The 26,668-nt window shown below is 63.5% G+C and carries 24 protein-coding genes and 1 tRNA gene; 14 read left to right on the forward strand and 11 right to left on the reverse strand.

Features of this window, described 5'->3' with window-relative positions; all coding sequences use genetic code 11:
- The first annotated feature begins 2 nt into the window (after positions 1-2).
- From nuoN to NKH54_RS30175, 9 genes are all read left to right on the forward strand, one after another.
- Positions 3-1,439: an NADH-quinone oxidoreductase subunit NuoN gene (gene nuoN / locus NKH54_RS30135; RefSeq protein WP_023706136.1), complete on the forward strand. Its 1,437-nt coding sequence runs from the start codon at positions 3-5 to the stop codon at positions 1,437-1,439.
- Positions 1,440-1,443: 4 nt separating this feature from the next.
- Entirely contained in the window at positions 1,444-2,265 is an 822-nt protein-coding gene (locus NKH54_RS30140; protein ID WP_023670806.1) for a biotin--[acetyl-CoA-carboxylase] ligase, read from the forward strand.
- Positions 2,266-2,297: 32 nt separating this feature from the next.
- Positions 2,298-3,971, forward strand: a complete 1,674-nt coding sequence (locus NKH54_RS30145) for a ribonuclease J (protein ID WP_023739141.1) — start codon at positions 2,298-2,300, stop codon at positions 3,969-3,971.
- Between the two features lie 97 nt (positions 3,972-4,068).
- The gene (mce, locus tag NKH54_RS30150) at positions 4,069-4,473 is read left to right on the forward strand and encodes a methylmalonyl-CoA epimerase (protein ID WP_023739140.1); all 405 of its coding nucleotides are present in this window, start codon (positions 4,069-4,071) and stop codon (positions 4,471-4,473) included.
- On the forward strand, positions 4,470-4,751 hold the full coding sequence (locus NKH54_RS30155; RefSeq protein WP_023739139.1) for a DUF1467 family protein: 282 nt from the start codon (positions 4,470-4,472) through the stop codon (positions 4,749-4,751). The genes mce and NKH54_RS30155 overlap by 4 nt, the downstream gene beginning before the upstream one ends.
- Before the next feature lie 733 nt (positions 4,752-5,484).
- Entirely contained in the window at positions 5,485-6,813 is a 1,329-nt protein-coding gene (gene proS, locus NKH54_RS30160; protein ID WP_023735912.1) for a proline--tRNA ligase, read from the forward strand.
- 104 nt (positions 6,814-6,917) lie between these two features.
- The gene (locus tag NKH54_RS30165; RefSeq protein WP_031203284.1) at positions 6,918-8,156 is read left to right on the forward strand and encodes a lipoprotein-releasing ABC transporter permease subunit; all 1,239 of its coding nucleotides are present in this window, start codon (positions 6,918-6,920) and stop codon (positions 8,154-8,156) included.
- Positions 8,153-8,836: an ABC transporter ATP-binding protein gene (locus NKH54_RS30170; RefSeq protein ID WP_023685211.1), complete on the forward strand. Its 684-nt coding sequence runs from the start codon at positions 8,153-8,155 to the stop codon at positions 8,834-8,836. The genes NKH54_RS30165 and NKH54_RS30170 overlap by 4 nt, the downstream gene beginning before the upstream one ends.
- A 460-nt stretch (positions 8,837-9,296) precedes the next feature.
- A complete protein-coding gene (locus NKH54_RS30175; RefSeq protein ID WP_023735910.1) occupies positions 9,297-10,547 on the forward strand; it encodes a peptidase M50 in 1,251 nt (416 codons plus the stop codon).
- Between the two features lie 19 nt (positions 10,548-10,566).
- On the opposite strand, the gene lipB is transcribed toward NKH54_RS30175, so the two are convergent.
- Positions 10,567-11,310, reverse strand: a complete 744-nt coding sequence (gene lipB, locus NKH54_RS30180) for a lipoyl(octanoyl) transferase LipB (protein ID WP_023735909.1) — start codon at positions 11,308-11,310, stop codon at positions 10,567-10,569.
- Positions 11,311-11,648: 338 nt separating this feature from the next.
- Here lipB and NKH54_RS30185 point away from each other — a divergent pair.
- Positions 11,649-11,733, forward strand: a tRNA-Leu gene (locus NKH54_RS30185).
- 200 nt (positions 11,734-11,933) lie between these two features.
- On the opposite strand, the gene NKH54_RS30190 is transcribed toward NKH54_RS30185, so the two are convergent.
- A complete protein-coding gene (locus NKH54_RS30190) occupies positions 11,934-12,167 on the reverse strand; it encodes a GcrA family cell cycle regulator (protein ID WP_081726058.1) in 234 nt (77 codons plus the stop codon).
- 235 nt (positions 12,168-12,402) lie between these two features.
- The gene (locus NKH54_RS30195) at positions 12,403-13,482 is read right to left on the reverse strand and encodes a sensor histidine kinase (protein WP_353029551.1); all 1,080 of its coding nucleotides are present in this window, start codon (positions 13,480-13,482) and stop codon (positions 12,403-12,405) included.
- A 399-nt stretch (positions 13,483-13,881) separates the two neighbouring features.
- Here NKH54_RS30195 and NKH54_RS30200 point away from each other — a divergent pair, with 399 nt between their 5' ends.
- Positions 13,882-14,814, forward strand: a complete 933-nt coding sequence (locus tag NKH54_RS30200) for a TauD/TfdA dioxygenase family protein (protein ID WP_023685215.1) — start codon at positions 13,882-13,884, stop codon at positions 14,812-14,814.
- A gap of 27 nt (positions 14,815-14,841) precedes the next feature.
- Here the strand turns inward: NKH54_RS30200 and sucD are convergent, their stop codons facing one another.
- From sucD to NKH54_RS30225, 5 genes are all read right to left on the reverse strand, one after another.
- Positions 14,842-15,741: a succinate--CoA ligase subunit alpha gene (sucD, locus tag NKH54_RS30205; protein WP_023690296.1), complete on the reverse strand. Its 900-nt coding sequence runs from the start codon at positions 15,739-15,741 to the stop codon at positions 14,842-14,844.
- Positions 15,742-15,755: 14 nt separating this feature from the next.
- On the reverse strand, positions 15,756-16,940 hold the full coding sequence (locus NKH54_RS30210) for a malate--CoA ligase subunit beta (protein WP_023712720.1): 1,185 nt from the start codon (positions 16,938-16,940) through the stop codon (positions 15,756-15,758).
- Between the two features lie 18 nt (positions 16,941-16,958).
- Positions 16,959-17,933 (reverse strand): HpcH/HpaI aldolase/citrate lyase family protein, encoded by a 975-nt coding sequence (locus NKH54_RS30215; RefSeq protein WP_023670793.1) that lies wholly within the window; start codon positions 17,931-17,933, stop codon positions 16,959-16,961.
- 10 nt (positions 17,934-17,943) lie between these two features.
- On the reverse strand, positions 17,944-19,134 hold the full coding sequence (locus tag NKH54_RS30220) for an aminotransferase class V-fold PLP-dependent enzyme (RefSeq protein ID WP_023731220.1): 1,191 nt from the start codon (positions 19,132-19,134) through the stop codon (positions 17,944-17,946).
- Between the two features lie 146 nt (positions 19,135-19,280).
- Positions 19,281-19,946 (reverse strand): response regulator transcription factor, encoded by a 666-nt coding sequence (locus NKH54_RS30225; RefSeq protein WP_023670791.1) that lies wholly within the window; start codon positions 19,944-19,946, stop codon positions 19,281-19,283.
- A 266-nt stretch (positions 19,947-20,212) separates the two neighbouring features.
- Here NKH54_RS30225 and mgtE point away from each other — a divergent pair, with 266 nt between their 5' ends.
- On the forward strand, positions 20,213-21,631 hold the full coding sequence (gene mgtE, locus NKH54_RS30230; RefSeq protein ID WP_023670790.1) for a magnesium transporter: 1,419 nt from the start codon (positions 20,213-20,215) through the stop codon (positions 21,629-21,631).
- Between the two features lie 158 nt (positions 21,632-21,789).
- Positions 21,790-22,176 (forward strand): MerR family transcriptional regulator, encoded by a 387-nt coding sequence (locus NKH54_RS30235; protein WP_006203215.1) that lies wholly within the window; start codon positions 21,790-21,792, stop codon positions 22,174-22,176.
- Positions 22,177-22,476: 300 nt separating this feature from the next.
- Here NKH54_RS30235 and NKH54_RS30240 read toward each other — a convergent pair whose 3' ends face one another.
- On the reverse strand, positions 22,477-22,983 hold the full coding sequence (locus NKH54_RS30240) for a methyltransferase family protein (RefSeq protein WP_353029552.1): 507 nt from the start codon (positions 22,981-22,983) through the stop codon (positions 22,477-22,479).
- Complete coding sequence (locus NKH54_RS30245) at positions 22,980-23,990, reverse strand: heparan-alpha-glucosaminide N-acetyltransferase (RefSeq protein WP_023733796.1); 1,011 nt, start codon at positions 23,988-23,990, stop codon at positions 22,980-22,982. The genes NKH54_RS30240 and NKH54_RS30245 overlap by 4 nt, the downstream gene beginning before the upstream one ends.
- A gap of 232 nt (positions 23,991-24,222) precedes the next feature.
- Here NKH54_RS30245 and NKH54_RS30250 point away from each other — a divergent pair, with 232 nt between their 5' ends.
- Entirely contained in the window at positions 24,223-25,422 is a 1,200-nt protein-coding gene (locus NKH54_RS30250; protein ID WP_023733795.1) for an MFS transporter, read from the forward strand.
- A gap of 7 nt (positions 25,423-25,429) precedes the next feature.
- Here NKH54_RS30250 and NKH54_RS30255 read toward each other — a convergent pair whose 3' ends face one another.
- Positions 25,430-26,602 carry an aromatic ring-hydroxylating oxygenase subunit alpha gene (locus tag NKH54_RS30255; RefSeq protein ID WP_353029553.1) on the reverse strand — a complete coding sequence of 391 codons (1,173 nt, stop codon included), beginning with the start codon at positions 26,600-26,602 and terminating at the stop codon, positions 25,430-25,432.
- Positions 26,603-26,668 lie beyond the last annotated feature (66 nt).

The following is a 26,668-nucleotide window of genomic DNA, read 5'->3' on the forward strand; positions in this document are numbered from 1 at the left end:
CCATGACGCCGGACCTTTATTCCAGCCTTTCGCTCTCGACGCCGGAGCTGATCCTCGCCATCGGCGCGCTGGCGCTGTTGATGGTCGGCGCCTATTCGCGCGCCAACACTGCCATTCTGGTGACTGTCCTTGCCGTCGCCGTGCTGGTGATCGCAGGCCTATGGCTGATCTTTCCCACGGGGCAGGGCGCAGCCTATGGCAACGCCTTCATCCAGGATCCGTTCTCCCGCTTCATGAAGGTGCTGTCGCTGATCGGTTCGGCGGTGACGCTGGTGATGTCGATGCGCTTCGCCAGGCAGGAGCATTTCGACAAGTTCGAATACCCGGTGCTGATCCTGTTGTGCACGCTCGGCATGATGCTGATGATCTCGGCCAACGGCATGATCGGGCTCTATCTCGGCCTCGAACTGCAGTCGCTGGCGATTTACGTGCTGGCGGCGATCAATCGCGACAATCTGCGTTCGACCGAGGCCGGTTTGAAGTATTTTGTGCTCGGCGCGCTGTCGTCGGGCATGCTGCTTTACGGAATCAGCCTCATTTACGGCTACACCGGCAATGTCGGCTTCCAGGAAATCGCCTCGGCGCTTGGCAGCGGTGAGCGCCAGCTCGGCCTCGTCGTCGGCCTGGTTTTCGTTTTGGCCGGTCTTGCCTTCAAGATTTCCGCGGTGCCGTTCCACATGTGGACGCCCGATGTCTACGAGGGCGCGCCGACGCCGGTCACCGCCTTCCTGGCGGCTGCCCCCAAAATGGCGGCAATGGCGCTGATCGTGCGCGTCACCATGGGCGCCTTCAAGCCGATCGCTTCCGACTGGCAGCAGATCATCGTCTTCATCTCGATCGCCTCGATGGCGCTCGGCTCCTTCGCCGCGATCGGCCAAACCAACATCAAGCGGCTGATGGCGTACTCCTCGATCGGCCATATGGGCTACGCGCTGGTCGGCCTAGCCGCCAACAGCCAGGCCGGCGTGCGCGGCGTCGCCATCTACATGCTGATCTATCTCGTCATGACGCTCGGCACCTTCGCCTTCATCCTCGCCATGCGGCGCAAGGAAGGCAATGTCGAGCAGATCAGCGATCTCGCCGGTCTGTCGTCGACCAACCCGATCATGGCGACGATCCTGACCATCCTGATGTTCTCGCTGGCCGGCATCCCGCCGCTCGCCGGTTTCTGGGGGAAATGGTACGTGTTCCTCGCCGCCATCAACGCCAACCTCTATGCGCTGGCGATCATCGGCGTGCTGGCCTCCGTCGTGGGCGCTTTCTACTATCTGCGTATCATCAAGATCATGTGGTTCGACGAACCGGCCGGTGGCTTCGTGCCGATGGCGGTTGAGCTGCGCCTCGTGCTTGGTGTCTCCGGCGCTTTCGTGCTGTTCTATGTGTTGATCGGCGGTCCGATCGCGACCTACGCCGAAGCCGCCGCCAAGACATTTTTCTGACCGGATGGCATTTCGGCTGGCTCCAACCTCTGAGACGGAAGGGTTCCGGCTCGAGGCCCATGACAGCGTGGGTTCCACCAACACGCTTGCGCTGGACCATGCAAGGGCAGGCGACCCCGGCAAATTGTGGGTCGTTTCCAAGAAGCAGGAAAGCGGCCGTGGCCGCCGCGGCAGGGCCTGGGTATCTCCCGAGGGCAATCTGGCGGCGACATTGCTGGTCATCACCGGCGGTGAGTTGCGTCTGGCGGCGACGCTGGGCTTCGTCGCCGGCCTGTCGCTGGCCGATGCGCTTGACGCCGTGGTGCCGAAGGGCAGGATCGCCATCGGCCTCGACGGCGCCAGCCAAGGGCAGAACCGCTTCGAGCTGAAATGGCCGAACGATGTGCTTGCCTCCGGCGCCAAACTGGCCGGCATCCTGCTGGAATCGGCCATTCTCGATGGCGGCCGTTTCGCGGTGGCGGTGGGCATCGGCGTCAATGTGGTGGCGCATCCGCCGGATTTGCCGTATCCGGCGACATCGCTTCAGGCGCTGGGCGCGACATGCGACGCCGAAACGCTGTTCTTGGCGCTGTCCGATGCCTGGACCGACAATGCCCGGCTGTGGGATGACGGACGCGGGCTCGACGCCATCCGGCGTCGCTGGCTGGCGCGCGCGGCGGGGCTTGGCGGCGAGGTTGCTGTCAGGATTGACGGGAATGTGGTGCGCGGTACCTTCGAGACCATTGACGCGGACTGCCGTTTCGTGATCCGCGATGATGAGGGGTCGGTCGTGACGGTAGCCGCCGGCGACGTGCATTTCGGCGCCGTCGCGTCGGCAAAGATTTAGAGCTGGTCGCAAGGGCCGGGAAGGGAAAATTGATGGCGAAAGCGCAAAACGCCGAACTCGTCTTCGTGCCGCTCGGCGGCGTCGGCGAGATCGGCATGAACTTCGCCCTTTACGGCTATGGGCCGCCTAGCGCGCGCGAGTGGATCGTCGTCGATGTCGGCGTGACTTTTCCCGATGCGGCGCATCCTGGCGTCGACCTGATCCTGCCCGATACGCGCTTCATCGAGGAGAACCTCGCCGGCCTGCGCGGCATCATCATCACCCACGCGCATGAAGACCATTACGGGGCGCTGCTCGACATCTGGCCGAAGCTGAAGGCGCCGGTGTGGATGACACCGTTCAGCGCCGGACTGCTGGACGCCAAGCGCCAGGGCGAGCAGGGCGCGCCGAAGAAAATTCCGGTGACGATCTACCGGGCAGGCGAAACATTCACTGTCGGCCCGTTCTCGATCGAGGCCATTCCGGTGGCGCACTCGATCCCCGAGCCGATGTCGCTGGCGATCACCTCGCCGGCCGGCACCGTCATCCATACCGGCGACTGGAAGATCGATCCGGAACCGACGATCGGTCCGAAAACCGACGAGGCGCGGTTTCGCGCCTATGGCGACAAGGGTGTGCTGGCGCTGATCTGCGATTCCACCAATGCGCTGCGCGAAGGCGAATCGCCGTCGGAAGTGGCGGTGGGCGAAGGCCTCAGGGGCGTCATCCAGAGCGCTGTCGGCCGTGTCGCCGTCACCACCTTCTCCTCCAATGTCGGACGCATCGTCTCCATCGCCAAGGCGGCGCGCGATGCCGGCCGCCAGTGCCTGGTGCTCGGCCGCTCGCTGAAGCGGGTCATCGATGTCGCCGGCGAACTCGGCTACATGGACGGGCTGCCGGAGTTCATCGCCGAGGAGGATTTCGGCTTCATCCCGCGCGAGAACCTGGTCATCATCTGCACCGGCAGCCAGGGCGAGGCGCTGGCGGCACTGGCAAAACTGTCGCGCGACGAGATGAAATCGGTGTCGCTGACGGCCGGCGACACGGTGGTGTTTTCCTCACGCACCATTCCCGGCAACGAGAAGGCGATCCTCGAGATCAAGAACCGCCTCATCGACCTCGGCATCAAGATCATCGAGGATGGCGACGCGCTTGTGCATGTCTCCGGCCATCCCCGCCGCAGCGAATTGCGCAGGATGTATGAATGGGTGCGGCCGCAGATCGGCGTTCCCGTGCACGGCGAAGCCGCGCATCTGGTGGCGCAAGGGTCGCTGATGTCGACGTCGGGCATCGGCCAGGTGGCGCAAGTGCGCGACGGCGACATGCTGCGGCTGGCGCCGGGTCCGGCCACGATCATCGACCAGGTGCCGTTCGGCCGCATCTACAAGGACGGCAGGCTGATCGGCACCGACCAGGCGATGGGCATACGCGACCGGCGGAAGCTATCCTTTGCCGGCCATGTCGCGGTCAATGTCGTGCTCGACGACAAATATGAGCTCGCCGGCGATCCCGATCTGGTCGCCATCGGCGTCGCCGAGGCCGATGCCCGTGGCGAAAACATGGAAGATCTGATGCTCGACGCGGCCGTCGGCGCGGTTGACTCGATCCCTCGCCAGCGCCGCAAGGACCTCGATCTGGTGCAGGAAGCGGTGCGCCGCGCCGTGCGCGGCGCCGCCAACGAAGCCTGGGGCAAGAAGCCGCTGGTGACGGTGTTTGTGACGAGGTGAGGGAATAGGCAGTAGGCGGTAGGCAGTGGAGAAAAATGCGGATGTATCACTACTGCCTGCTGCCTATTCCCTACTCCCTTAACTTGTGGAGCACTTCATGCTGGGACGCCTGAACCATGTAGCACTTGCCGTACCGGACCTGGCCGCGGCGATTGCGGCCTATCGCGATACACTTGGCGCGCGGGTGACTGCGCCGCAGGCTTTGCCCGAGCATGGCGTGACGGTGGTGTTCGTCGATGTCGGCAACACCAAGATCGAACTCCTGGAGCCGCTGGGCGAACGGTCGCCGATCGCGGCCTTTCTGGCGAAGAACCCCTCGGGTGGCATGCATCATGTCTGCTACGAGGTCGACGACATCCTTGTCGCGCGCGATCACCTCAAAGCGAGCGGCGCCCGCGTGCTGGGCGACGGCAATCCCAAAACCGGCGCCCACGGCAAGCCGGTGCTGTTCCTGCATCCCAAGGATTTCTTCGGCACGCTGGTCGAACTGGAGCAGGCATGAGCTGGATTTCGTTTGCCGCGCTGTTCTTCATCACCTGGTGGCTGATGCTGTTCATCGTGCTGCCGTTCAGCGTCAAGACGCAGGATGACGACCATGACGTGACGCTGGGCACGGTTGCGAGCGCGCCGCGCGGACCGCATATGCTGCGCGCCGTGATCCGCACCACTATCGTCACGGCTGTCGTCATGGGGGTTTTCTACAGCCTGACGCACGGGCTGGGCTACAGCCTCGACGAAGTCCCGCACATCATCCCCGAAGCCAGCCAGGCACCCGGCTAACTAACCACTTTCCCGCCGGCAGATCGGCTGGGATGTTTGTGTTTGTTTCGGAGCGCCAAACTCAGATTTTGTCTCGCCAGCCTGCGATGCGCAATAGGCGGCCAGGCATGGCCCACCCGCATTAGAATCACGCCTTGGTGTCAGGCTGACGCAAGCTCACGTGATTTGGGAACAGGTTGATCTAACCAGATGATCGGGCAAAAAAAATGCAAGGCACAAGGCCTTGCAATTTAAACGCGTTCCGATCTGTTTTCCGGTTTCCGGCGGCAGCGGGTAACCGCGCCTAGATCGCATCCTCCCAAGACTTTGACCGCGTAGGAGAGCAGATTTTTCTCCACCCTCTCGGTTATCGGGGCACACTAGCCTAACCCTGATGAAATTGTCACGCAGAATTTTGCCCGCAATCGGGCAATCTGTGCTGCAGTGCACAATAGTGCGGCAGGCTTTGCTTGCGAAACGAACAACGCCGGGGCTGCCGCATTAATGGGGCCAGGTGTGCCGCGTAGCCCGGACGCGCAAAGCGTGTGTGAGGACTTTGCAGTCAGGCGATCACTTTGCGTCAGAAGCATTATCGTTTTCGGTGCGAAGGTCTTTGGAAGAAGAATCGATTTTTGCGATTTCGGACCGATGCGACCGGTCGGGTTTCCATTCCGTCACGAAATAGCTATGAAGCCGGGGCAAGCAAGCCAGCCGCGCCGATTCCGGCGCAGCCTCCTCTCTCACGGACCTGTCCATGCGTTTGTCGCAGTTTTTCCTGCCCATCCTGAAAGAAAATCCGCGCGAGGCCGAGATCGTCTCGCACCGGCTGATGCTGCGTGCCGGCATGATCCGCCAGCAGGGGCAGGGCAGCTTTTCCTGGCTGCCGCTGGGCAAGCTGGTGCTCGACAAGGTCTGCCGCATCATCCGCGAGGAGCAGAACCGCGCCGGCGCGCTGGAAATCCTGATGCCGACCATCCAGTCGGCCGATCTGTGGCGCGAAAGCGGCCGCTATGACGATTACGGCAAGGAGATGCTGCGCATCAAGGACCGGCAGGACCGCGACATGCTTTACGGTCCGACCAATGAGGAAGTGGTCACCGAGATCGTGCGCGCCTACGTCAAGTCCTACAAGGACTTGCCGCTAAACCTCTACCACATCCAGTGGAAGTTCCGCGACGAGGTGCGGCCGCGCTTCGGCGTTATGCGCTCGCGCGAATTCCTGATGAAGGATGCCTATTCCTTCGACCTCGATTTCGAGGGCGCGAAGGCCGCCTATAACCGCATGTTCGTATCCTATCTCAGGACGTTCACGCGCATGGGGCTGCAGGCCATTCCGATGCGGGCCGACACCGGGCCGATCGGCGGCGATCTCAGCCATGAATTCATCATCCTGGCCGACACCGGCGAGAGCCAGGTCTATTGCGACCGCGAATATCTGTCGCTGCAGGTGCCCGGCGAGAAAACCGACTTCGGCAATGACGGCGAGATCGCCGACATCGTCAAGACGTGGACGACGCCTTACGCCGCCACCGACGAGATGCATGACGAGGCGGCCTGGGACAAGCTTGGCGAAGCCGACCGGGTCTCGGCACGCGGCATCGAGGTCGGCCACATCTTCCATTTCGGCGACAAATATTCCAAGCCCATGGGCGCCAAGGTGACCGGGCCCGACGGCAAGGATCATTTCGTTTCCGGCGGCTCCTACGGTATCGGTCCGTCGCGGCTGGTGGCGGCGATCATCGAGGCCAGCCATGACGATAACGGCATCATCTGGCCGGAAGCGGTGACGCCGTTCGACATCGGCCTGATCAACATGAAGGCCGGCGACGCCGAGTGCGACCGCGTCTGCGGCGAGCTCTACGCCGCCTTCACCGGCGCCGGCAAGGATGTGCTTTACGACGACACCGACCAGCGGCCGGGCGGCAAGTTCGCCACCGCCGACCTGATCGGCCTGCCCTGGCAGGTGATCGTCGGGCCGCGCGGCGTGGCCGCCGGCGAGATCGAGATCAAGAACCGCCGGACCGGCGAGCGCGAGACGCTGCCGGTCGCGGAGGCCAGGAAACGCTTCGGTGCAACCGCATGAGCGAAGCCGCGGCAGCGAAGTCTTCGGTAGCCCAGTCTCCGGTTGGCAAGTCTCCGGTCGCCAAATCTCCGGTCGCCAAGTCTCCGGTCGCCGGCCCGTTCTCCATGTTCGAACGCATGGTCGCCTGGCGTTATTTGCGGTCGCGCCGCAAGGAGACGGTGATCTCGGTCATCGCCTCGATCTCCTTCCTTGGCATAATGCTGGGCGTCGCCACGCTGATCGTCGTCATGGCTGTCATGAACGGGTTTCGAGCCGAACTTCTGACCCGCATCCTCGGCGTCAACGGCCATCTGATCGTGCAGCCGCTGGATTCGCCGCTTGAGGACTATGCGCAGGTCGCAGCCCGCATCAACGGCGTGGCCGGCGTCAAATACGCGATCCCGCTGATCGACGGCCAGGTGCTGGCGCAAGGCAATGTCGGCGGCGGCATGGGCGCGCTGGTGCGCGGTATCAGGGCCGAAGACCTCGGCAAGATCGCCATCGTCGCCCAGAACGTCAAGCAAGGCACGCTTGACGGCTTCGACTCCGGCGATGGCGTCGCCATCGGCAAGCGCATGGCGGAGAATCTCGGCCTTGTGCTCGGCGACACCATCACGCTGATCTCGCCGGACGGCGATGTGACGCCGATGGGCACGACGCCGCGGCTGAAGGGCTACAAGGTGGCGGCGATCTTCGAGGTCGGCATGTCGGAGTATGACAGCTCCATCGTCTACATGCCGTTTTCCGAAGCGCAGCTCTATTTCAACATGGACGGCAGGGCGCAGACGATCGAGATCTATGTCGACAACCCCGATAATGTCGACGCGCTGAAACCGCTGGTCGATGCGGCGGCGCAACGCCCGATCGACATGGTCGACTGGCGCCAGCGCAACGAGACGTTCTTTTCGGCGCTGCAGGTCGAGCGCAACGTCATGTTCATGATCCTGACGCTGATCGTGCTGGTGGCGGCGCTCAACATCATCTCCGGCCTGATCATGCTGGTGAAGGACAAGGGCCACGATATCGCCATCCTGCGCACAATGGGCGCCTCGCGCGGCGCCATCCTGCGCATCTTCCTGATGACGGGTGCTGCGATCGGCGTCACCGGCACGCTGGCCGGCGTGCTGCTCGGGGTGCTCATCTGCACCAACATCGAATCGATCCGCCAGTTCTTCTCCTGGATGACCGGCAAGGTGCTGTTCAACCCGGAGCTCTATTTCCTCAGCCAGCTGCCGGCAAAGATGGACCCGCGCGAGACCACCTATGTCATCATGATGGCGCTCGGCCTGTCCTTCCTAGCAACGGTGTTTCCGGCATGGCGCGCCGCACGGCTCGATCCGGTCGAGGCCTTGAGATACGAATGAAGTCCGAGATCATTATCGAGCTGAAGAGCGTCGAGCGGCACTATGTCCAGGGGCCGCGCAAGCTCACCATTTTGAACGGCGCCGACTTTTCGCTGAAGCGCGGCGAGATGGTGGCGCTGGTGGCGCCGTCGGGCACCGGCAAGTCGACGCTGCTCCATACGGCGGGCCTGCTCGAGCGCCCCGACGCCGGTGACGTCATTCTGGCCGGCCGCGCCTGCGGACGGCTCTCCGACGACGAACGCACGGCAATCCGCCGCAACGATGTCGGCTTCGTCTATCAGTTCCATCATCTGCTGCCGGAGTTTTCGGCACTGGAAAACATCATGATGCCGCAGCTGATCAAAGGGCTTTCGCGCAAGGAGGCGTCGGAGCGCGCAGCACAGCTGCTCGACTATATGCAGATCGGCAAGCGCGCGTCGCACCGTCCGTCGGAGCTGTCCGGCGGCGAGCAGCAGCGCGTCGCCATTGCCCGCGCGGTCGCCAATGCGCCCTTGCTGCTGCTCGCCGACGAGCCGACCGGCAATCTCGACCCGGTCACCGCCTCCTATGTCTTCGAGGCGCTTGGCGCGCTGGTCAAGCAGTCCGGCCTTGCCGCGCTGATCGCGACCCACAATCACGAACTCGCCTCGCGCATGGACCGCCGGGTGACGTTGGCGGATGGCAAGGTCGTTCCGTTGTAGGCCCCAACTTCCTCATCCTAGGGTCTGCGCCGCGTCGCTGCGCTCCTTGCTCCGCCCTAGGATCACGAAGTGATTGGTGCGTGTCCCGATCGCAAAGGCATGCGATGCGCCCTGCGTCAGCACTGCCGTCACCCCGTCAACCTTTCCTTAACCCTGCCCAAACCGGCTGTCAGGATTCGTCGGCCTGCCGCTTTCCGCTCATTGACTTTCGAACAAAGTTAGAACAAAATACGAACATATCAACAACAGGAGAGAGTTATGAGCGATCTTGTTCAGGACGTCGTTTCGTTGGTGTGCATGAGTGCGTTTCTGGTTTCCATGGCTGTCTGGATCGGCGCCATGTGATGCAACTGCGGTTCGCCGCACTGTTTTAGGCGGGCAGGAAGGCGCTGTGCCGTTAAGCCTTTCTTGCCGCCATGACGCTAGGCTGCCCCGCCAAGACAGGGAGCAAAAACCTCAGGTGTCGCCGATCGTGACGGCCCTTCTGGTGGCCGGTAATCTCGGACTGATTTTCCTTCTGATGACTGCGCCGCTCGGTTTGCGCACGGTGAGGCTCAGCCGCGTGGTCGCAATGGACCGGCAGCGCCTCTGGCAGGCGCTGTGGCCGCTCGGCAGCGATGCCGGCTGGTCCGGCGAGATACTCTCGGCCCAGCCGCTGGACGGGCAGGGCACGGCCCGCATCCTGCTGTCCTGGGAGGGCCGGGACGGCCAGCCGATCGAGCGAAGGTCGCGCTTCGAGGACGTCGTCGAAGGCAGTCGTTTTTCGATGCGGGTCATCGAGGATACCGCGCTCGACGCGTCGTTCTGGAAGGATTTTTATGAGACCACTGAACTCACCTCGGAAGGTGCCGGCACGCGGGTGACGCTCAGCCAGACCGATCGCTATCGCGGCGTCGCCTTCTTGGTGTTCCGCTACTTCGCCATGCGCCGCGAGCTCGGCAAGCTGGAGGTCTGGGCGAGGACCGGACAATATCGCAAGGGCGGTTGGTTCGAGCATCCGCTGAGCCAGGTCGGTTTCGCCGTTCTTTCGGCTTTCATCCTGTGGCCGTTCTTCGGGCTCAATCTCGGCGGCCTGGCGCTGGCCGCGATCCTGACCTCGGTGGTCGCCCTGCATGAGCTCGGCCACATGGCGGCCTTTCGGCTGACCGGTCATCGCAAGGCGCGGATGATCTTTATCCCGCTGCTCGGCGGCCTCGCCATTGGTGGCCGGCCTTATGACAGCCGCTTCGAGGTCGCCTTCGTGGCGCTGATGGGCGCCGGCTTTTCCGCGTTCCTGGTTCCGCTGCTGATCGTCGCCAGCGGGCTCGCATCCGGCGAGGGACATCGGCTTGCCGCGGCCCTTCTGGCGACGCTTGCCGGCTTTGCCGCATTGTTCAACATCGCCAATCTGGTGCCGGTTTGGAAATTCGACGGCGGTCAGGTGCTGCGCCAGATCTGCCCGGGGCCGGCCGCCCTGGCGCTCGCCTCGTTTTCCCTGCTCTCGGCCTTGCTGTGGCTTGGCTGGCTGGCCGGCTTTTCCCAAAGCTTTCTGCTGGTGGCGGGCGCCGTCTTTGCCATCCTCAGCCTGATGACAGTGGGTAGCGGGGTAAAACCGCGCCACGAATTGAAGCCGATCCGCATCTTCGATCGTTTCGCCATGGCCGGCGCGCTGCTGGCCGTCTTCGCCATTCACGGTTTCGGGCTGTTGTGGGCCTCGGCGCGGTTGCTTTGAGCGTTGGTCGAGGCGAGACTCAGCCGGCCTTGCGAGCCGGTTCTGTAGAAGTTGACTTCGCTGCCCCGAAAACATCCTCGAAGGCGGATTTCAGCGCCAGGTCGAAATCGGCCATGGTTACGGGCAGGCCGAGGTCGACGAGGCTGGTGACGCCGTGATCCGGCACGCCGCATGGCACGATGCCGCTGAAATGGCTGAGATCCGGCTCGACATTGACGGCAATGCCATGAAAGCTCACCCAGCGCCGCAGCCGGATGCCGATGGCCGCGATCTTGTCTTCAGCCGGCGAGCCGTCGGGCAGGGACGGGCGCTCGGGCCGCACCACCCAGACGCCGACGCGGTCCTCGCGGCGTTCGCCGCGTACATTGAAGGCGGCAAGCGTGCCGATGATCCACTGCTCGAGCGCGGCGACGAAGGCGCGCACATCCTCACGCCGGCGCTTCAGGTCAAGCATGACATAGGCAACCCGCTGCCCCGGCCCGTGATAGGTGTATTCGCCGCCGCGCCCGGCGGCAAAGACCGGGAAACGGTCGGGGTCGATCAGGTCCTCGATGCGGGCGCTGGTCCCGGCGGTGTAAAGCGGCGGATGCTCGACCAGCCAGACCATCTCGGCGGCTGCACCCGCGCGGATCGCCTCGGCGCGCGCTTCCATCAGGGCCAGCGCATCGGTGTAGCCGGTCAGGCCGGGCTCGATGCGCCATTCGACCGGCGCCGAACCCGGCAAGGGCAGGAACGACGTGGCGATCTGGCTGCGTTCGGTCATGGCTTTTTCGTTTTTCGCGTGATGCACGCCGGCTTGGCGAAACCGCCTTGCGCTCTGGGGCCAAATGCATTTGCCCTTCATATGGCGGTATCCGGCTGAAACGTCCAGTTCGCCACGCATTTCGGCCTTCGCGCACGACCCCGAAGATAGGAACGATCTTCGGAAAGGATCATGCGCCAAATCAAAGTGCTGCAGCGTCCTTTGCGCGTCCCACAGGACGCGCGGCGCTGTAGAGGCCGATATGCCAATTCGCGGCGATTATTGCGCGCCGCGCCCTTGTTTCGCAGGAAACGATTTGCTACACGCCGCGAGCCGGTTCGTTCCGGCTCCTACCACGGGCGGTCGTGGCGGAATTGGTAGACGCGCAGCGTTGAGGTCGCTGTGGGGCAACCCGTGGAAGTTCGAGTCTTCTCGACCGCACCATAATTTTTCGGCCATTGAAATCATTGCGGCTTCTCAGGCCGTCGACGCCAAATCATCGCCTTTGGCGCTTGAACCGGCCGCAGCAGAGTTGCAACAAGAGGTCGCAGAGCCGCACGCGAACGCCGCTTGGCTCGCACCGGCCAGCCTCCTGCACCTGAGTCCCCGGCTTTGCCGGTGGCGGGGCAGGGGATGTGGTTGACCTAAGCGGCGCGTCGTTGCGGGAAATGGAGACCCGGACGGGCTCGACGAGGGTCAACGGCCGTCACGACGGTGTGGTGGTGATCGCAGTAGACGCGATCCGGCGACGTCGGCCCGGCACAAAACCGGTAACCACCGGGTACCGACCGGTCTTCGCTCACCGGGAAGCGGCACTGGTGCAGGCCTAGCTGAATGAGGGGGACGTCTCTCGACGCTGGTCTGATATTTTCACGCATGATGGTTTTCAGTTTCCTGGTTCATAGCCATTGCCGGCTGACGGCCGCGATGCGACCGGTCGGAGCGAGCTTCTCTCGTTTTGGAGGGCTGTGGACCACATATGGTGCTGATAGCACCGTCAAAGAAGCCCGGCGCCCCGCTTCTGCAGCCAAATCGTTTGCGACTTAAGGCCACACCCGCGAGCGCCCGAAGCACCTGTCCGGCCGGGATTTGCCGGCGCGCCGTTGCATAGCCTCAGTCCGTCGCCGCCGATCGCTTGAAGACGATGGTGACCCTGGTTCCCTCGCCGGCACTCGACTTGACGTCGAATTGCGCCTTGGCATTTTCGGTCAGCGACCGCGCGATCAAGGAGCCGAGCTTGCCGGGCCTGGGCCAGGTCTCACCCGTCGGCAGACCGATCCCATCATCGGCGACAGTCACCCGGCAACCATCGCCGCTGACGACGCTGTGCAGCGTGATCGTGCCGCCATCGCGCCCGACGAATGCATGTTTGAGAGCGTTGGTCAGCAACTCATTGACGACCAGGCCTGTCGGCATGGCAACGTTGATGGATACCGGATAGGTATCCACCTTAAGGTCGAGGCGGATACCTTCGACGCCGTGCGACGCCATGACGGCGGACGCGATCTGGCTAAGGTACACGCCAAGATCCACCTCATCCTTCTGCTGGTCAGCCGACAATGTCTGGTAGAGGATTGCCAATGCGTCTACCCGGCCGGCAAGCCTTTCGAAACGCTTCTGGTCCGGTTCGGTGGCGTTGCGGGTTTCCATCCGGATCAAAGCGGTGATCATCTGCAGATTGTTTTTCACCCGATGCTGCAGTTCGCGCAACAGGGTGTCCTTCTCCCGGATGAGCTCCTCCGCGGGTCGCGCGTCCTCGGTCTCACCGTGTGCCGTGACGTCGACAAGCGCCACCAGCCGGAAGCAGAGCTTGCCGTTGTCGTCCTCGATAACGTTGGAATAAACGTCGACGATTGCCGGCTTGTCCTCGCCGCGCTCGAGGCGAAACGTGCCGACGAAATCGGTGTCTTCAACGACAGCCTCGGCGAGCGGCCTGTCCTTCTGCCGATGAAGCCCCCTGCCGGAAAGGGCCGCCCAGTTTTCCCGCGCAAGCTTCGGCGCCTTGAGGTCCGAGAGCTTCTCGAATTCGGGATTGGCGTAGACGACACGTTCCTTCGCGATCAATTCCGAGACGGCGATCGCGATCGGCATCTGGTCGAGAAATTTCTTGAACTGGTCGCTTTCCAGCGCGGTGGCGAGGTCAGGCGTATCGAGCAATTGCTCGACAGCGTCAGCCTTATCGGAGTCTGTCATCTCGGCGCCTGCGTGATGCGTGGAAGCCATCAATATCAGGCATGCAATTCACCCGCCATCTCCAATATCGAAGGGGATACGACAGCGTCACTACTGGTGCGGGCCGCGTCGCGCAGCGCTCCACCGCCTGCCGCTCACGAACGAATTGGACAGAAGGCATTTTTCTCAGGGCCGCCGAACTTTGAAAAGAAATGTCTATGGAATTTGTAGAATTACGCTTTGAATGGGATCTCGGTACTGCTCGCAAGCCTTGGCGGCCTTCGCCTCCTGAGTTGAGATCAGTGCTCTCGTTGCCAAGCAAGTCGGCTCCCGATGAGGGAGTTGCTCCGCCGATCGCTATGCGGCCGGCAGACGGCGGAGCATTGCCACCAGCCCGCGGCTTTAGAGGAAGAGGTTCCCATGACCAGACTTACCCCCGTAGAGCAGATCATCCCGGATGCCGATATTGTCCCGCTTACCGGACGCGTCGGCGCAGAGATCAGGAACATTCGGCTCTCCGGCGACCTGCCGCAGCAGACGGTCGCGGCGATCAACCAGATCCTGTTGCGGCACAAGGTGGTGTTCTTCCGCGACCAGGCGCATCTCGACGATGCCGAGCAGGAGCGCTTTGCCCAGCGTCTCGGCGACCTCGTCCCGCATCCGACCCAAGGTCCCGTCAAGGGAACGGCGTCCATTCTCGAACTCGATTCCAGCCGTGGCGGCGGTCGCGCCGACCAATGGCATACCGATGTCACCTTCGTCGACGCCTATCCGAAATTCTCCGTTCTTCGCGGCGTCGTCATACCGCCGGCCGGCGGCGACACCATCTGGTCGAACACCGCGGCCGCCTATCAGGACCTGCCCGAGCCGTTGAAGCTGCTGGCCGACAATCTCTGGGCGGTGCACAGCAACGCCTACGATTACGCCGCGGTGCGGCCGCGTGCGAGCGCCGCGGAAAAGAAGCACTTCGAGGAAATCTTCACCTCGACGATCTACGAGACCGAGCATCCCGTTGTCCGCGTCCATCCCGAAACAGGCGAGCGCTCGCTGCTGCTCGGCAATTTCGTGCAACGGCTGATCGGTCTTTCCAAAAGCGATTCGGCGAAGCTCTACGAGGTGTTCCAGTCCTATGTCACGGCGCCGGAGAACACCGTGCGCTGGCGCTGGAAGGCCGGCGATGTGGCGATCTGGGATAACCGCGCGACGCAGCACTACGCCGTCAACGATTACGGCGACCAGCACCGGGTGGTGCGTCGCGCCACGGTCGACGGCGACATTCCGGTCAGCGTCGACGGCCGCCGCAGCGCCACCCGCACCAAGGTCGCGAAGCCGGCAGCCGACAAGGCGGCATGAGGCGCGGTCGAACGCGAAGGCCGCTGTTCAGGCGGCCTTCTTCATCCCCGCCAGCGTCTCTGCAACCACCTCACCAAACGACGACGGCGTCGGCACGATGATCACCCCGGCGTCCTTGAGGATCTCCACCTTTTCCTGCGCCGACTCGCCGAAGGCCGAGATGATGGCGCCGGCGTGGCCCATGCGGCGGCCTTTGGGGGCGGAGAGGCCGGCGATGTAGGCGATCAGGGGCTTGCGCATATTATCGCGCGCCCAGATCGCGGCTTCGGCTTCCTGCGGTCCGCCGATCTCGCCGATCATCACCACCGCGTCGGTGTCGTCATCCTGTTCGAACAGTTTCAGCATGTCCTTGAAGGACGAGCCGTTGATCGGGTCGCCGCCAATGCCGACGCTGGTCGAGACGCCGATGCCGAGCGACTTCATCTGCGACGCCGCCTCGTAGCCCAGGGTTCCGGAGCGGCCGACAATGCCGACGCGGCCAGGCAGATAGATGCTGCCGCGCATGATGCCCATCAGCGCCTGTCCGGGCGTGATGACGCCGGCGCAGTTCGGGCCGATCAGCCGCATGCGGTCCTCGTAGCGGTAGCGCAGCATGTAGCGCTTGACCTGCATCATGTCCTGCGACGGGATGCCGTCGGTGATGCAGACGCAGAGTTTTATGCCGGCGTCGGCCGCTTCCATGATGGAATCGGCGGCAAAGGGCGGCGGCACGAAGACGATGCTGGCCTCGGCGCGGGTCTCGCGCACCGCGCCCTTGACCGTGTTGAAGACAGGCAGGCCGAGATGCTTCTGGCCGCCTTTGCCGGGGGTGACGCCGCCGACCAGCTTGGTGCCATAGCGTTTCATGTCGTCGGCATGGAAGCTGCCGATCTTGCCGGTGAACCCCTGGACGATGACGCGGGTGCTGCGGTTGAGCAGGATTGCCATTTTCTCGACCTCCCTCAGGCTGCTTTTTTCTTGGTGGCCGCGCGCCAGGCAGCGACGGCTTTTTCGGCGGCTTCGGCCAGCGTGTCGGCAACGATTACCGCCTCGCCGGAATCGGCCAGGATGCGGCGGCCTTCCTCGGCCTTGGTGCCGGAGAGACGGACCACCAGCGGCACGTTGACGCCGACCTCGCGTATCGCCTTGATGATGCCTTCGGCGACCCAGTCGCAGCGGTTGATGCCGGCGAAGATGTTGACCAGGATGGTCTCGACATTCTTGTCGCCGAGCACGGCGCGGAAGGATTTCGCCACCCGCTCCGGCGAGGCGCCGCCACCGATGTCGAGGAAGTTGGCCGGTTCGCCGCCGGCGATCTTGATCATGTCCATGGTCGCCATGGCGAGCCCTGCGCCATTGATGATGCAGCCGATGTTGCCGTCGAGGCCGACATAGGAGAGGCCACGGTCGCTGGCAAAAGTTTCGCGCGGATCTTCCTGGCTTTTGTCGCGCAGCTCGGAGATTTCCGGCCGGCGGAACAACGCGTTCTCGTCGAACGACATTTTGGCGTCGAGCGCGATCAGATTGCCGTCGCGGGTCACCACCAGCGGATTGATCTCCAGCATCGAGGCGTCGTAGTCGCGGAACACCTGATAGCAGGCGAAGATGGTTTCGGTCGCCTTGCCGATCAGATTGTGGTCGAGGCCGAGCCCGAAGGCGATCTCGCGCGCCTGGAAACGCTGCATGCCGACGCCGGGATCGACCGATGTGCGCAGGATGGAGTTCGGTGCCTTCTCGACGATGTCCTCGATCTCCATGCCGCCGGCAGCGGACGCCACGATCATGACGCGCTCTTCCTTGCGGTCGAGCACGAAGCCGACATAGAGCTCCTGCGCGATATCGACGGCTTCCTCGAGATACAGGCGCGAAATCAGCTTGCCGCGCGGGTCGGTCTGCTGTGTCACCAGCTTGCGGCCGAGCATGCCCTCGGCCGCGCTGGAAATCTCCTCGTCATTGGCGCACAGTTTGATGCCGCCGGCCTTGCCGCGGGCGCCGGAATGCACCTGCGCCTTCAGCACCCATTTGGCGCCGCCGATCTCGCGGGCCCTGTAGGTCGCCTGCTCGGGGCTGTAGGCCAGCCCGCCGCGCGGCACATGCACGCCGTGGCGTGCCAGCAGTTCCTTGGCCTGATATTCGTGGATGTCCATTTTGTCCTCCCTGAACAGTCAATGCGTGGCGACGCGCGGCTCGCTAGAGAATTGGCTGGCCCGTTCGATTGCCTCGTTGACCACCAGAACATTGCGCGCCATGCGTTCCGACGCTGCGTCGATCATCTTGCCGTCGAGTGCGGCCGCTCCCTTGCCCTGCGCCTCCGCCTCCTTCAGCACTTCGAGGATGCGCCGGGCGCGGGTGACCTCTTTTTCCGGTGGAGAGAAGACGTCGTTGGCAAGCGCGATCTGCGAGGGGTGGATCGCCCACTTGCCTTCGATGCCCAGCGCCGCCGCGCGCCTGGCGCCAGCGATGTAGCCCTCCGGATCGGAGAAGTCGCCGAACGGCCCGTCAATGGCGCGCAAGCCATAGGCGCGGCAGGCGACGGTCATGCGCGACAGAGCGAAATGCCACTGATCGCCGGGATAGTCGGGGTTGAGGCCGCCAATGTTGACCGTGCGCGCCTTGCAGCTTGCCGCATAGTCGGCGACGCCGAAATGCATGGCTTCCAGCCGGCCGGGTGTCGCGGCAATCGCCTCGACATTGGCCATGCCGAGCGCGGTCTCGATCAGCGCTTCGAGGCCGACGCGGGTCCTGAAACCCTTTGCCATCTCGATCTGGTTGACCATGGCCTCGACCATGTAGAGGTCGGCCGGCACGCCGACCTTCGGCACCAAAATGGTGTCCAGCCGGTCACCGGCCTGCTCCATGACGTCAACCACGTCGCGGTACATGTAGTGCGTGTCGAGGCCGTTGATGCGCACCGAGACGGTCTTGCCCTTGGCGCGCCAGTCGATGTCGTTGAGCGCCTGGATGATGTTCTTGCGGGCGCGTTCCTTGTCGGGCGGGGCGACCGCATCCTCGATGTCGAGGAAGATGAAGTCGGCGGCGCTGTTGGCCGCCTTGTCGATCATTTCCGGGCTGGAGCCTGGAACCGCCAGCTCGCTGCGCTGCAGCCGTAATTTCTTGAGGTGGTTGATGGTGTGGCTCATTGTCGGCTCCTCAGGCGGCTTCGGCGACCGGCACGGCGGCCGAGGCGCGGAAGTGCTGGATGGCGGCGCCGACGCCGGAGCCGGGCGCCAGCCGTACGCCGCAGTCGAGCAGCGCCATTTCGGCGGCCGAGAGCGAGGCCAGCACCATCACCTCGTTCAGCCAGCCGAGATGGCCGATGCGGAAGACCTTGCCGATCACCTTGTTGAGGCCGCCGCCGAGCGCGGTCTGGTATTTCTGGTAGGCGCGCTTGACCACATCGCCGCTGTCGACGCCGTCCGGCACCAGGATGGCGCTGACGGTGTCGGAGTGCCATTTAGGCGTCTTGGCGCAGAGCTTCAGGCCCCAGGCGTCGACCGCCTTGCGCACGCCTTCGGCGAGGCGATGGTGACGGGCGAAGATGTTTTCCAGCCCTTCCTCGGCGATCAGGTCGAGCGAGGCGCGCAGGCCGCGCAGCAGCTGAGTAGCCGGCGTATAAGGGAAATAGCCGGCGTCGTTGGCGCGGATCATATCTTCGAAGGAGAAGAAACAGCGGCGGTGGGTGGCGCTCCGCGAGGCCACCAGCGCCTTCTTGCTGACGGAGAGGAAACCGAGGCCGGCGGGCAGCATGAAACCCTTCTGCGAGCCGCTGACCGCGCAATCGACGCCCCATTCCTCCTGGCGAAAGTCGATCGAGCCGATCGACGAGACGCCGTCGACGAAGAGCAAAGCAGGGTGGTTGGCGTCATCGAGCGCGGCGCGGCAGCCGGCGACGTCGCTGGTCACGCCGGTCGCGGTCTCGTTTTGGGTGCAGAAGACTGCCTTGATGCGGTGCGCCTTGTCGGCCCTGAGCCGCTCGGCATAGAGCTCGAGCGGCACGCCGGTTCCCCATTCGCAGTCGATGACATCGACCTCGAAGCCGAGCCGTTCGGCCATGTCGACCCACAGATGCGAGAACTGGCCGAAGCGCGACATCAGCACGCGGTCACCGGGGCTGAGCACATTGGTCATCGCCGCTTCCCAGGCGCCGGTGCCGGAGGAGGGATAGATGAAGACGCGGCCGGTCTCGTTCTTGAACACCGTCTTGATGTCTTCGAACAGCGGTAGCGTGAGATCGGGGAAGGATGCTGCACGCATGTCCTCCATCGGCAGGTTCATCGCCTGGCGGACCTGTTCGGGAATGTTGGTCGGTCCGGGAATGAAAAGATGGGTGAAACCGGCCATGTCGCGAACTCCTCCTGATCCAGCAAAGCGGTGATGGGGAGTTTCGTTTCGACGGCTAATGGCAACAACACCTCAAGAGGTAACATCTTGCCGCGCGCGGGTGGGGGTTGCCTACCCGGGTGACCTACCCGCGGCTCATCGCTTTCCTACCCGAACGGCTGCTTCTGGGTACGCCGCTCGCGCGCATAGAGCGCGACGGCCATCGCCCGGTTGCGGACGTCGAGCTTGTCGTAGAGATTCTTGAGGTGATACTTCACCGTGTTCTCGGAAATCCCCGTACGCGTCGCGATCTGCAAATTGGTCCAGCCGTCGGACAGCACGGCCAGCAGTTCGCGCTCGCGCACGGTGAGCAGCGACAAGGGCGTGTCGTTGACCTTATTGATGTCGATGTAGGGGATGCAGATGCGTCCATGCGCGACGGCCAGGATGGTCTCGAAGATGATCGCTGGATCGTCGAACTGGAAGCAGTAGCCCTGGGCGCCGAGGCGCACGCACTGCTTCAGGATGCCGATGTCGTGGTCGTTGGAAAACACCGCGATGCGCACGCCGAGCTTGCGGCTGTGAACCTCGGCCAGCACATCGGCGCCGTCCATGTCGGCAAGCTTCCACCCGATGATTGCGACGTCGAATTCGCCTTCCGCTGCCAACTCAAGAAAATGCCTGCCGCTTTGCACGCAGGCCAGGAGCTCGAAGCGCCCGTCGCAGTCCAGCATGTCGCGCAGCGCCGATATCACGAGCGGATTGCGTTCGGCCACGACCACGCGCACGCGCCGTTCCTCGATTGCTTTCTGCGTCTGCGACCTGATCTTCAAGGGCTTCCGGCTGTTCTGGTTGTCGCCTGGGCGGGTCCGGCCTTTGCCTGAACCTGCATCATGACAATTCTGCCCCAACCGTGCTGGGGTGCTCTTTCCCCAGCGACATGCGCTGTCGCGCCGCCTGAATCCTGGGCGGCGTCATATCCTGATGAAATCGCTCTCGCCCATATGCAGGGCGGGGCGCATTTCGTTTGATATTACCGTGCGTTGCGCGCTAGACCTGACAGGCACCTTTTCCGAAATTCCCATGGCGGGAGCCGCTGGTGGAACGCCAGGACGACCACACGACCGGCGCCAAAGCCGCTGACGATGCCCACGCCGACATCTATGGCGAGGACGGCGCCGTTCTGTCATCATTCCTCGCCCAGATCGGGGCGGCGATCGCCGATCGCGATACGCTGACGCTGAAGCGCGAAGTCGACGACCTGCACCAGTCGGAACTTGGCGATCTGCTCGAGGCCCTGCACCCCGAACAGCGTCGCGCCCTTGTCGAACTGCTCGGCGCCGACTTCGACTTCTCGTCGCTGACCGAGGTCGACGAGGCGATCCGCCGCGATATCGTCGACAATATGCCCAATGAGCAAATTGCCCAGGGCATGCAGGACCTCGATTCCGACGACGCGGTCTACATTCTCGAAGATCTTGAAAAGGAAGACCAGGACGAGATCCTGTCGCAGCTGCCGTTCACCGAGCGGATCAGGCTGCGCCGCTCGCTCGACTACCCGGAAGAGACCGCCGGCCGCCGCATGCAGACCGAGTTCGTCGCCGTGCCGCCGTTCTGGACCATAGGCCAGACCATCGACTACATGCGCGAAGACAAGAACCTGCCCGAGCGGTTCAGCCAGATCTTCGTCATCGATCCAAGCTTCAAGTTGCTCGGCGCCATCGACCTCGACCAGATCCTGCGCACCAAGCGCACGACCAAGGTCGGAGACGTGATGCACGAGACGAGGCACGCCATTCCGGCCACCATGGACCAGGAAGAGGCGGCGCGGGACTTCGAGCAATACGATCTTCTGTCCGCCGCCGTCGTCGACGAGAACGAGCGGCTGGTCGGCGTGCTGACCATCGACGACGTCGTCGACGTCATCCAGCAGGAGGCCGAGGAAGATCTGCTGCGCATGGGCGGCGTCGGCGACGAAGAGTTGTCCGACAGCATTCTTTCGACCTCGCGCTCGCGAGTTCCCTGGCTGCTGGTCAACCTGTTGACGGCGTTCCTGGCGGCGTCGGTGATCGGCCTGTTCGACCGCACCATCGAGCACATCGTGGCACTGGCCGTGCTGATGCCGATCGTGGCCGGCATGGGCGGCAATGCCGGTTCGCAGACCATGACCGTCACGGTACGCGCGCTGGCGACCAGGGATCTCGACATCTACAATGCCGGCCGCATCATCCGCCGCGAAATGGGCGTGGGTTCCATCAACGGCATCATCTTCGCCGTGCTGATCGGCATCGTCGCGGCCGTCTGGTTCCGCGATGCCAATCTGGGCGGCATCATAGCGGCGGCGATGATCATCAACATGTTCGTGGCAGCCCTTGCCGGTATCCTGATCCCGCTATTGCTCGACCGGTTCAAGATCGATCCGGCGGTGGCGTCGGCGGTTTTCGTCACCACCGTCACCGACGTCGTTGGCTTCTTTGCCTTCCTGGGGCTGGCCACCTGGTGGTTCGCTATCCCTTGAGAAAGAGGCGTTGCGGGCTCAATTGACTTTTACGTAAATGTGGTGCGAGGCTTGCGCGGGGTTTCATGCCGAGTCCGGCTTGGAACGGGGTTGATCGGAATGCGTTGGAAATCCCGGGCGACCGGGCGTTTTCCGATGTTCCGACATTTGGAGCAAAGATGCGGGAATATTATTCGATCACCGAACTGACCCGCGAATTCGACGTGTCGACGCGGACGCTGCGCTTCTACGAGGATGAGGGGCTGGTGCAACCCGTGCGGCGGGGCCGCACAAGGCTGTTTCGTCCGTCGGACCGGCATCTGATCCGTCAGATCATGCGCGGGAAACGGCTCGGCTTCTCGATCAACGAGATCCGCGAAATCATCCAGATGTACAAGGAACCGCCCGGCGAGGTCGGTCAACTCAAGCTGATGATCAAGCGCATCGAGGAGAAGCGCGAGGATTTGCGCCAGAAGCGCCGCGATCTCGAGGAGACGCTGGCGGAGCTCGACCAGGCTGAGGAGTCATGCGTCGAGCGGCTGGTGGAGCTGGGGGTTAATACCTGAGCGGACCCCCGAGCGTTTGCGCGCCCGTCGCAAACGTTCGCGATTAGCCGGAGCCCTTCCCACTTCGGCATTCTAGGGCGAAGCAGGAGCGAAGCTCCGTCGCGGAGACCCTAGAATCCATTCCGTGACATCGGTCGTGGAGTGCAGCGGTAGCGAATTCTGGACCATAGCAACGCTCTGGAGTCGCGGCATGGATCCTCGGGTCTGTGCTGCGTCGCTACGCTCCTTGCTCCGCCCGTGGATGACGAAGAGACGGATGCGCCAGCTAATCGCCAAGGTATACACCCCTGCCACGTCGCCTCAGATCCAGCGCCCGACCCGCTTCGCATAGTCGCGGTACTTCTTGCCGAATTTGGCGAACAGCACCTTCTCCTCGCTCTCGATGGCGACCTTCTGCGTTGCAAAAGCCGCGATCAGGGCCAGCGGCAGGAACCATACGATCCCCGAGACGAAGGCGACGCCGATCAAAAGCAGCGTGTTGGCCAGATACATCGGGTTGCGCGTGACGCCGAACGGGCCAGACGTCACCAGATGCTCCGGCACGCCATTGGGGTTCATCGTCGTTTTGGCCCGGATCATGGCGCGGATAGCGGTGAACCAGAGGGCTGCGACGGCAAACAGCACCACAAAGCCGGCGGCAAACAAAAGGTCGCCCAAGAGGTCGCCGATCCAGGGCAGGGGATAGAACAGGCCGAGCACGATGCTGATGGCGATGGCGGCGATGTAGATCAGCGGCGGCCATGGGATCAGCCGTGGTCTCGGTAGATCGGGTTTTGCCAGCCCGGGTTTTGTGAGCTTGTCGGTCATTGTTGCCCTCCCTGCGTCATCGGACTCTCCTCCGTCCTTGCGGTGCAGATGCCGGCGAGTTCACCGAGATGCGCTTTGAACTCCGGGGTCTGGTCACCATTGTAGAGCCGGTCGAATGCCGCTTCGCTTTGCAGCGTGTCCAGCATGCACACACAATAGCTGGTGCAGAACTCCGTGTCGCGCTGCTGTTCGCAGGATACCTGGCATTCCTTGAGGAAGACTACTTCCCGTGTCTCGACCGGCGCCGGCGCGATCTGCGAGAACAGCCAGACGCAGCCGAACAGCAGCGGCTGGTGGATCAGATAGAAAGCCAGGCTGTGGCGGCCGATGAAGGTGAGCGGCCTGGTCCAGCTTCCTGATCCCAGCGTGGCCAGCCGCGCCAGCAGGCCGGTGGTGGACGCAAACTTTGCCGCGGCGATGCCGAGAAGCACGGCGCCGAACCAGGGAAACAGCGGCACGTAATCGTTGGAGCGCGGGTTGATCGCCGACAGGCCGACCCACCACAGCGCCGGATGATCGAAGGCTTCGGATCGGAAATAGATCGGCCCGGCGATCACCACCGCCGCCACGACAAGCGCCAGCAAGGACGGCAGCCGCAAGAACAAAAGGCCGAGCAGGCTGGCCAGCGCGATCTGATGCAGGATGCCGAAGAAGATGAAGCTGTCCGGCGTGATGAAGTACGTGACCGCCGATATGGCGGCGGCCGCGACGGCGACCATGGCAAAACGTTTCCAGAAGCCGGTCCAGCGGATCTGCCTGCCATGCGCGAGAAACAGGCTGACGCCGACCAGGAACAGGAAGGTCGAGGCGATGCAGCGCGCATAGATCTTCCACCAGCCGACGGCGGTGAGGCCGGGATCGGTGTAGTGGAAATTTTCGAGATCCCAGGTGAAGTGGTAGCTCGCCATGGCGATCAGCGCGATGCCGCGTACGACATCGATGGCGACGATGCGCTTCGGTTGATCTCGCTTCAGTTGATCTCCAGGGGGTGCGGTATGGATGCTCATGGTCTCGCGATCTGATTCAGCCCCAAAGACGACTATCACGGTTGCACCGGACAAAAGAAGGCCGCCCTCTACGCTCCGGGTCGCGCCGTGCGGCTGCATCGCGCGGCGCTTTAGGCCAGAGCCGGAAAGCCTTTGGCCGAATTCGCTTTTTGCCGGGAAGGGGTCGGTTTCCTGTTACCGGCGGAGGAAGCGCCAGCGCAGATTTGGGCTGCGAGTCTGATTTGGGGATCAAATGTCCACCCATGTGCGCCATCCGATCTGGCTGCCAGCCCTGCGTCCGGCGGATGCGCGCACCTTTGCCTCGCTCTATGCGGTCGAATCCTTCGCCCGTGCCACGGTGTCGAGCGTCATCCCGATCCAGGCTTATGAGATTCTGCACAACGAGCAGATCGTCTCGATCCTCTACACCATCGTGGCGCTGCTCGGCCTGTCGGTGACCTTGTTCATGCCGATGCTGATCCGCAGGTTTGACCGGCGCTGGGTCTATACCGCCGGCGCCTGCCTGCTGGCGATGGGCTCGCTGTTCTTCGTCACCCACACGCTTGCCGGGCAACTGGCAGGCATGCTGTGCCGCGTGATGGGGGCGAGCGCCCTGTCGATCACGCTCAACCTCTACATCATGGACCACATCCGCAAGACCGATTTCATGCAGGCCGAATCGCTGCGCATGGCGTGGTCGATGCTGGCCTGGACCGGCGGGCCGACACTCGGCATCTTCCTCTACACACGGTACGGCATCTATGCCGCGCATGGCGCGGTCGCGGTGTTTGCGTTGGCCTTGCTGGCGCTGTTCTGGACCTACAGGCTGGGCGACAACCGGTCGATCCGGCCGGGCAAGACACGGCCGGCCAATCCGCTGGCCAATATCGGCCGCTTCGTAGCACAACCCAGGCTCAGGCTGGCCTGGCTGATCGCCTTCGGCCGCTCCTGCTTCTGGACGACGTTCTTCGTCTACGGGCCGCTGTTCATGGTGATTACCGGCGAGGGCAAGCTTGCCGGCGGCCTGCTGGTTTCGGCCGGCAATGCGCTGTTGTTCATGGCGATCTTCTGGGGCAAAGCGGGAAAACGCTTCGGCGGCCGGCGCACCATGACCTTCGCCTATTTCGCGATGTCGGCGACGCTGCTTGCGGCGGGCGCGGTCGGCACTACCGCGCCGCTGCTTACGGGCTTTTTCCTGCTCTGCGGCGCCTTCTTCACCATCGCGCTCGATGCACTGGGCTCGACCGCCTTCATGCGCTCGGTGCGGTCCTATGAGCGGGCGCAGATGGCCGCGGTCTACCGCACCTATCTCGACTTTTCCGAGCTGACGCCGCCGCTGGTCTATTCGGTGGTGCTGGCGTTTTTCGGCCTCGGCTCGGTGTTCGTGACGCTGGGCATTCTGGCCGCGGTTTGCGGCTTTATCTCCTGGCGCTATCTGCCGAAGTCGCTTTAGTCGCCGATCAGGCGGTTGCCTCAAGCGCTGCATGCCGCTCGCGCACCCAGTTGTGGAAGCGGTGCAGATCGTACTCCTCCGGCATTAGCACGCCGGCCTGGTGGCGCATCGAGCGCAGGCCTTTCTGATTGATCTCGCAGATCGCGGCATCCTCCTCCAGCACCTGGGTGCCGAAGGCGACGACATTGTCGATGTCCGTCTCAGCCAGCGCCTCGGGCGCGAACAGCCACTCGGCGGTGAGTTCGGTCTGTTCGGGACCGAGCGGCATCAGTCGCACCGTCCTGACATAATCGACATGGCCGACGATGAACATCGAGGGCAGGCTGGTGGCATAGGTCTGTCCGGCCGCACGCTCGGCCGGCGTCAGGCCCGGGAAGACCGGGCCATGGGCATGTCCGTCGCGCGACCAGGTCTCGGCGCCGGCGCGCAGGCCACCCGAAAACTCCGGTGCGTCATTGTCGGCATGGCGGACCCAGTCGGGGTCGTCGTGCCGGCTCATCAGGCCGCGGCCGTATATCGGCACCAGCCGAGACAGGTCCTTGTGGACGCCTGGGCAATGCAGGCACTCGTTGAAGTTCTCCCAGAAGATCTTCCAGTTGCAGTTCATCACCTTGCGCAGGACATGGCCTGATACCAGCGTTTCCAGCGGCCAGTTGGCGAGGTCGCCGGATGCGGGATCGAAGGAGGTCCCGGCGGCGCCGGCCGCAGCCTGCTGAAGGTTCACAAAGACAAAACCGCGCCACACCGACAGCGCCACCCGGTAGAGCGGATGATCGGCCTTGTCGAAACCATCTGGCAGCGATTTCGAGGGAACGCGCACGAGATCGCCGCGCAGCGAGTAGGACCAGGCGTGGTAGGGGCAAGTGATGAGCCGCGCTTTCAGCCGGCCCTCGCTTTCCTGGCAAAGCTGCGAGCCGCGATGCCGGCAGGTGTTGTGGAAGGCGCGCAACTCGCCGGTGTCGCGCAGCACGACGATTTCCTGCGTGCCGACGCGGAATGTCCTGAATGCCAAAGGCTGGGCAAGATCGGCCTCGCGGCAGACGAGCAGCCAGCTTTTGTACCAGATGGCCTCGAGATCGCGCTGGTAAGCCTCGCTATCCCAATAGGCCGATGACGGTAGCGTCGGTTCGGCCCGGCTCAGGCCGTTATAGGGGTCGCGCTCGCTCGGGTTGGGATGCATGGCTGGCTTCCTATGAAGCGTCAGCCGACACCCCGGCAAATCGTTTGTCAATCAGAGTGCCGCATT

This window comes from Mesorhizobium sp. M1004 (assembly GCF_040318795.1).
GTDB lineage: Bacteria > Pseudomonadota > Alphaproteobacteria > Rhizobiales > Rhizobiaceae > Mesorhizobium.

Coding starts and splice junctions, on each gene's coding strand:
- NKH54_RS30215 (WP_023670793.1), bottom strand. CDS start 17,933: ATGAGCCACACCATCAACCACCTCAAGAAATTACGGCTGCAGCGCAGC.
- NKH54_RS30255 (WP_353029553.1), bottom strand. CDS start 26,602: ATGCATCCCAACCCGAGCGAGCGCGACCCCTATAACGGCCTGAGCCGG.
- NKH54_RS30170 (WP_023685211.1), top strand. CDS start 8,153: ATGAAGTCCGAGATCATTATCGAGCTGAAGAGCGTCGAGCGGCACTAT.
- NKH54_RS30245 (WP_023733796.1), bottom strand. CDS start 23,990: ATGAGCATCCATACCGCACCCCCTGGAGATCAACTGAAGCGAGATCAA.
- NKH54_RS30195 (WP_353029551.1), bottom strand. CDS start 13,482: ATGACAGACTCCGATAAGGCTGACGCTGTCGAGCAATTGCTCGATACG.
- NKH54_RS30140 (WP_023670806.1), top strand. CDS start 1,444: ATGGCATTTCGGCTGGCTCCAACCTCTGAGACGGAAGGGTTCCGGCTC.
- nuoN (WP_023706136.1), top strand. CDS start 3: ATGACGCCGGACCTTTATTCCAGCCTTTCGCTCTCGACGCCGGAGCTG.
- mce (WP_023739140.1), top strand. CDS start 4,069: ATGCTGGGACGCCTGAACCATGTAGCACTTGCCGTACCGGACCTGGCC.
- proS (WP_023735912.1), top strand. CDS start 5,485: ATGCGTTTGTCGCAGTTTTTCCTGCCCATCCTGAAAGAAAATCCGCGC.
- lipB (WP_023735909.1), bottom strand. CDS start 11,310: ATGACCGAACGCAGCCAGATCGCCACGTCGTTCCTGCCCTTGCCGGGT.
- NKH54_RS30145 (WP_023739141.1), top strand. CDS start 2,298: ATGGCGAAAGCGCAAAACGCCGAACTCGTCTTCGTGCCGCTCGGCGGC.
- NKH54_RS30155 (WP_023739139.1), top strand. CDS start 4,470: ATGAGCTGGATTTCGTTTGCCGCGCTGTTCTTCATCACCTGGTGGCTG.
- NKH54_RS30250 (WP_023733795.1), top strand. CDS start 24,223: ATGTCCACCCATGTGCGCCATCCGATCTGGCTGCCAGCCCTGCGTCCG.
- NKH54_RS30240 (WP_353029552.1), bottom strand. CDS start 22,983: ATGACCGACAAGCTCACAAAACCCGGGCTGGCAAAACCCGATCTACCG.
- NKH54_RS30220 (WP_023731220.1), bottom strand. CDS start 19,134: ATGGCCGGTTTCACCCATCTTTTCATTCCCGGACCGACCAACATTCCC.
- sucD (WP_023690296.1), bottom strand. CDS start 15,741: ATGGCAATCCTGCTCAACCGCAGCACCCGCGTCATCGTCCAGGGGTTC.
- NKH54_RS30165 (WP_031203284.1), top strand. CDS start 6,918: ATGTTCGAACGCATGGTCGCCTGGCGTTATTTGCGGTCGCGCCGCAAG.
- NKH54_RS30190 (WP_081726058.1), bottom strand. CDS start 12,167: ATGCGTGAAAATATCAGACCAGCGTCGAGAGACGTCCCCCTCATTCAG.
- NKH54_RS30210 (WP_023712720.1), bottom strand. CDS start 16,940: ATGGACATCCACGAATATCAGGCCAAGGAACTGCTGGCACGCCACGGC.
- NKH54_RS30235 (WP_006203215.1), top strand. CDS start 21,790: ATGCGGGAATATTATTCGATCACCGAACTGACCCGCGAATTCGACGTG.
- NKH54_RS30200 (WP_023685215.1), top strand. CDS start 13,882: ATGACCAGACTTACCCCCGTAGAGCAGATCATCCCGGATGCCGATATT.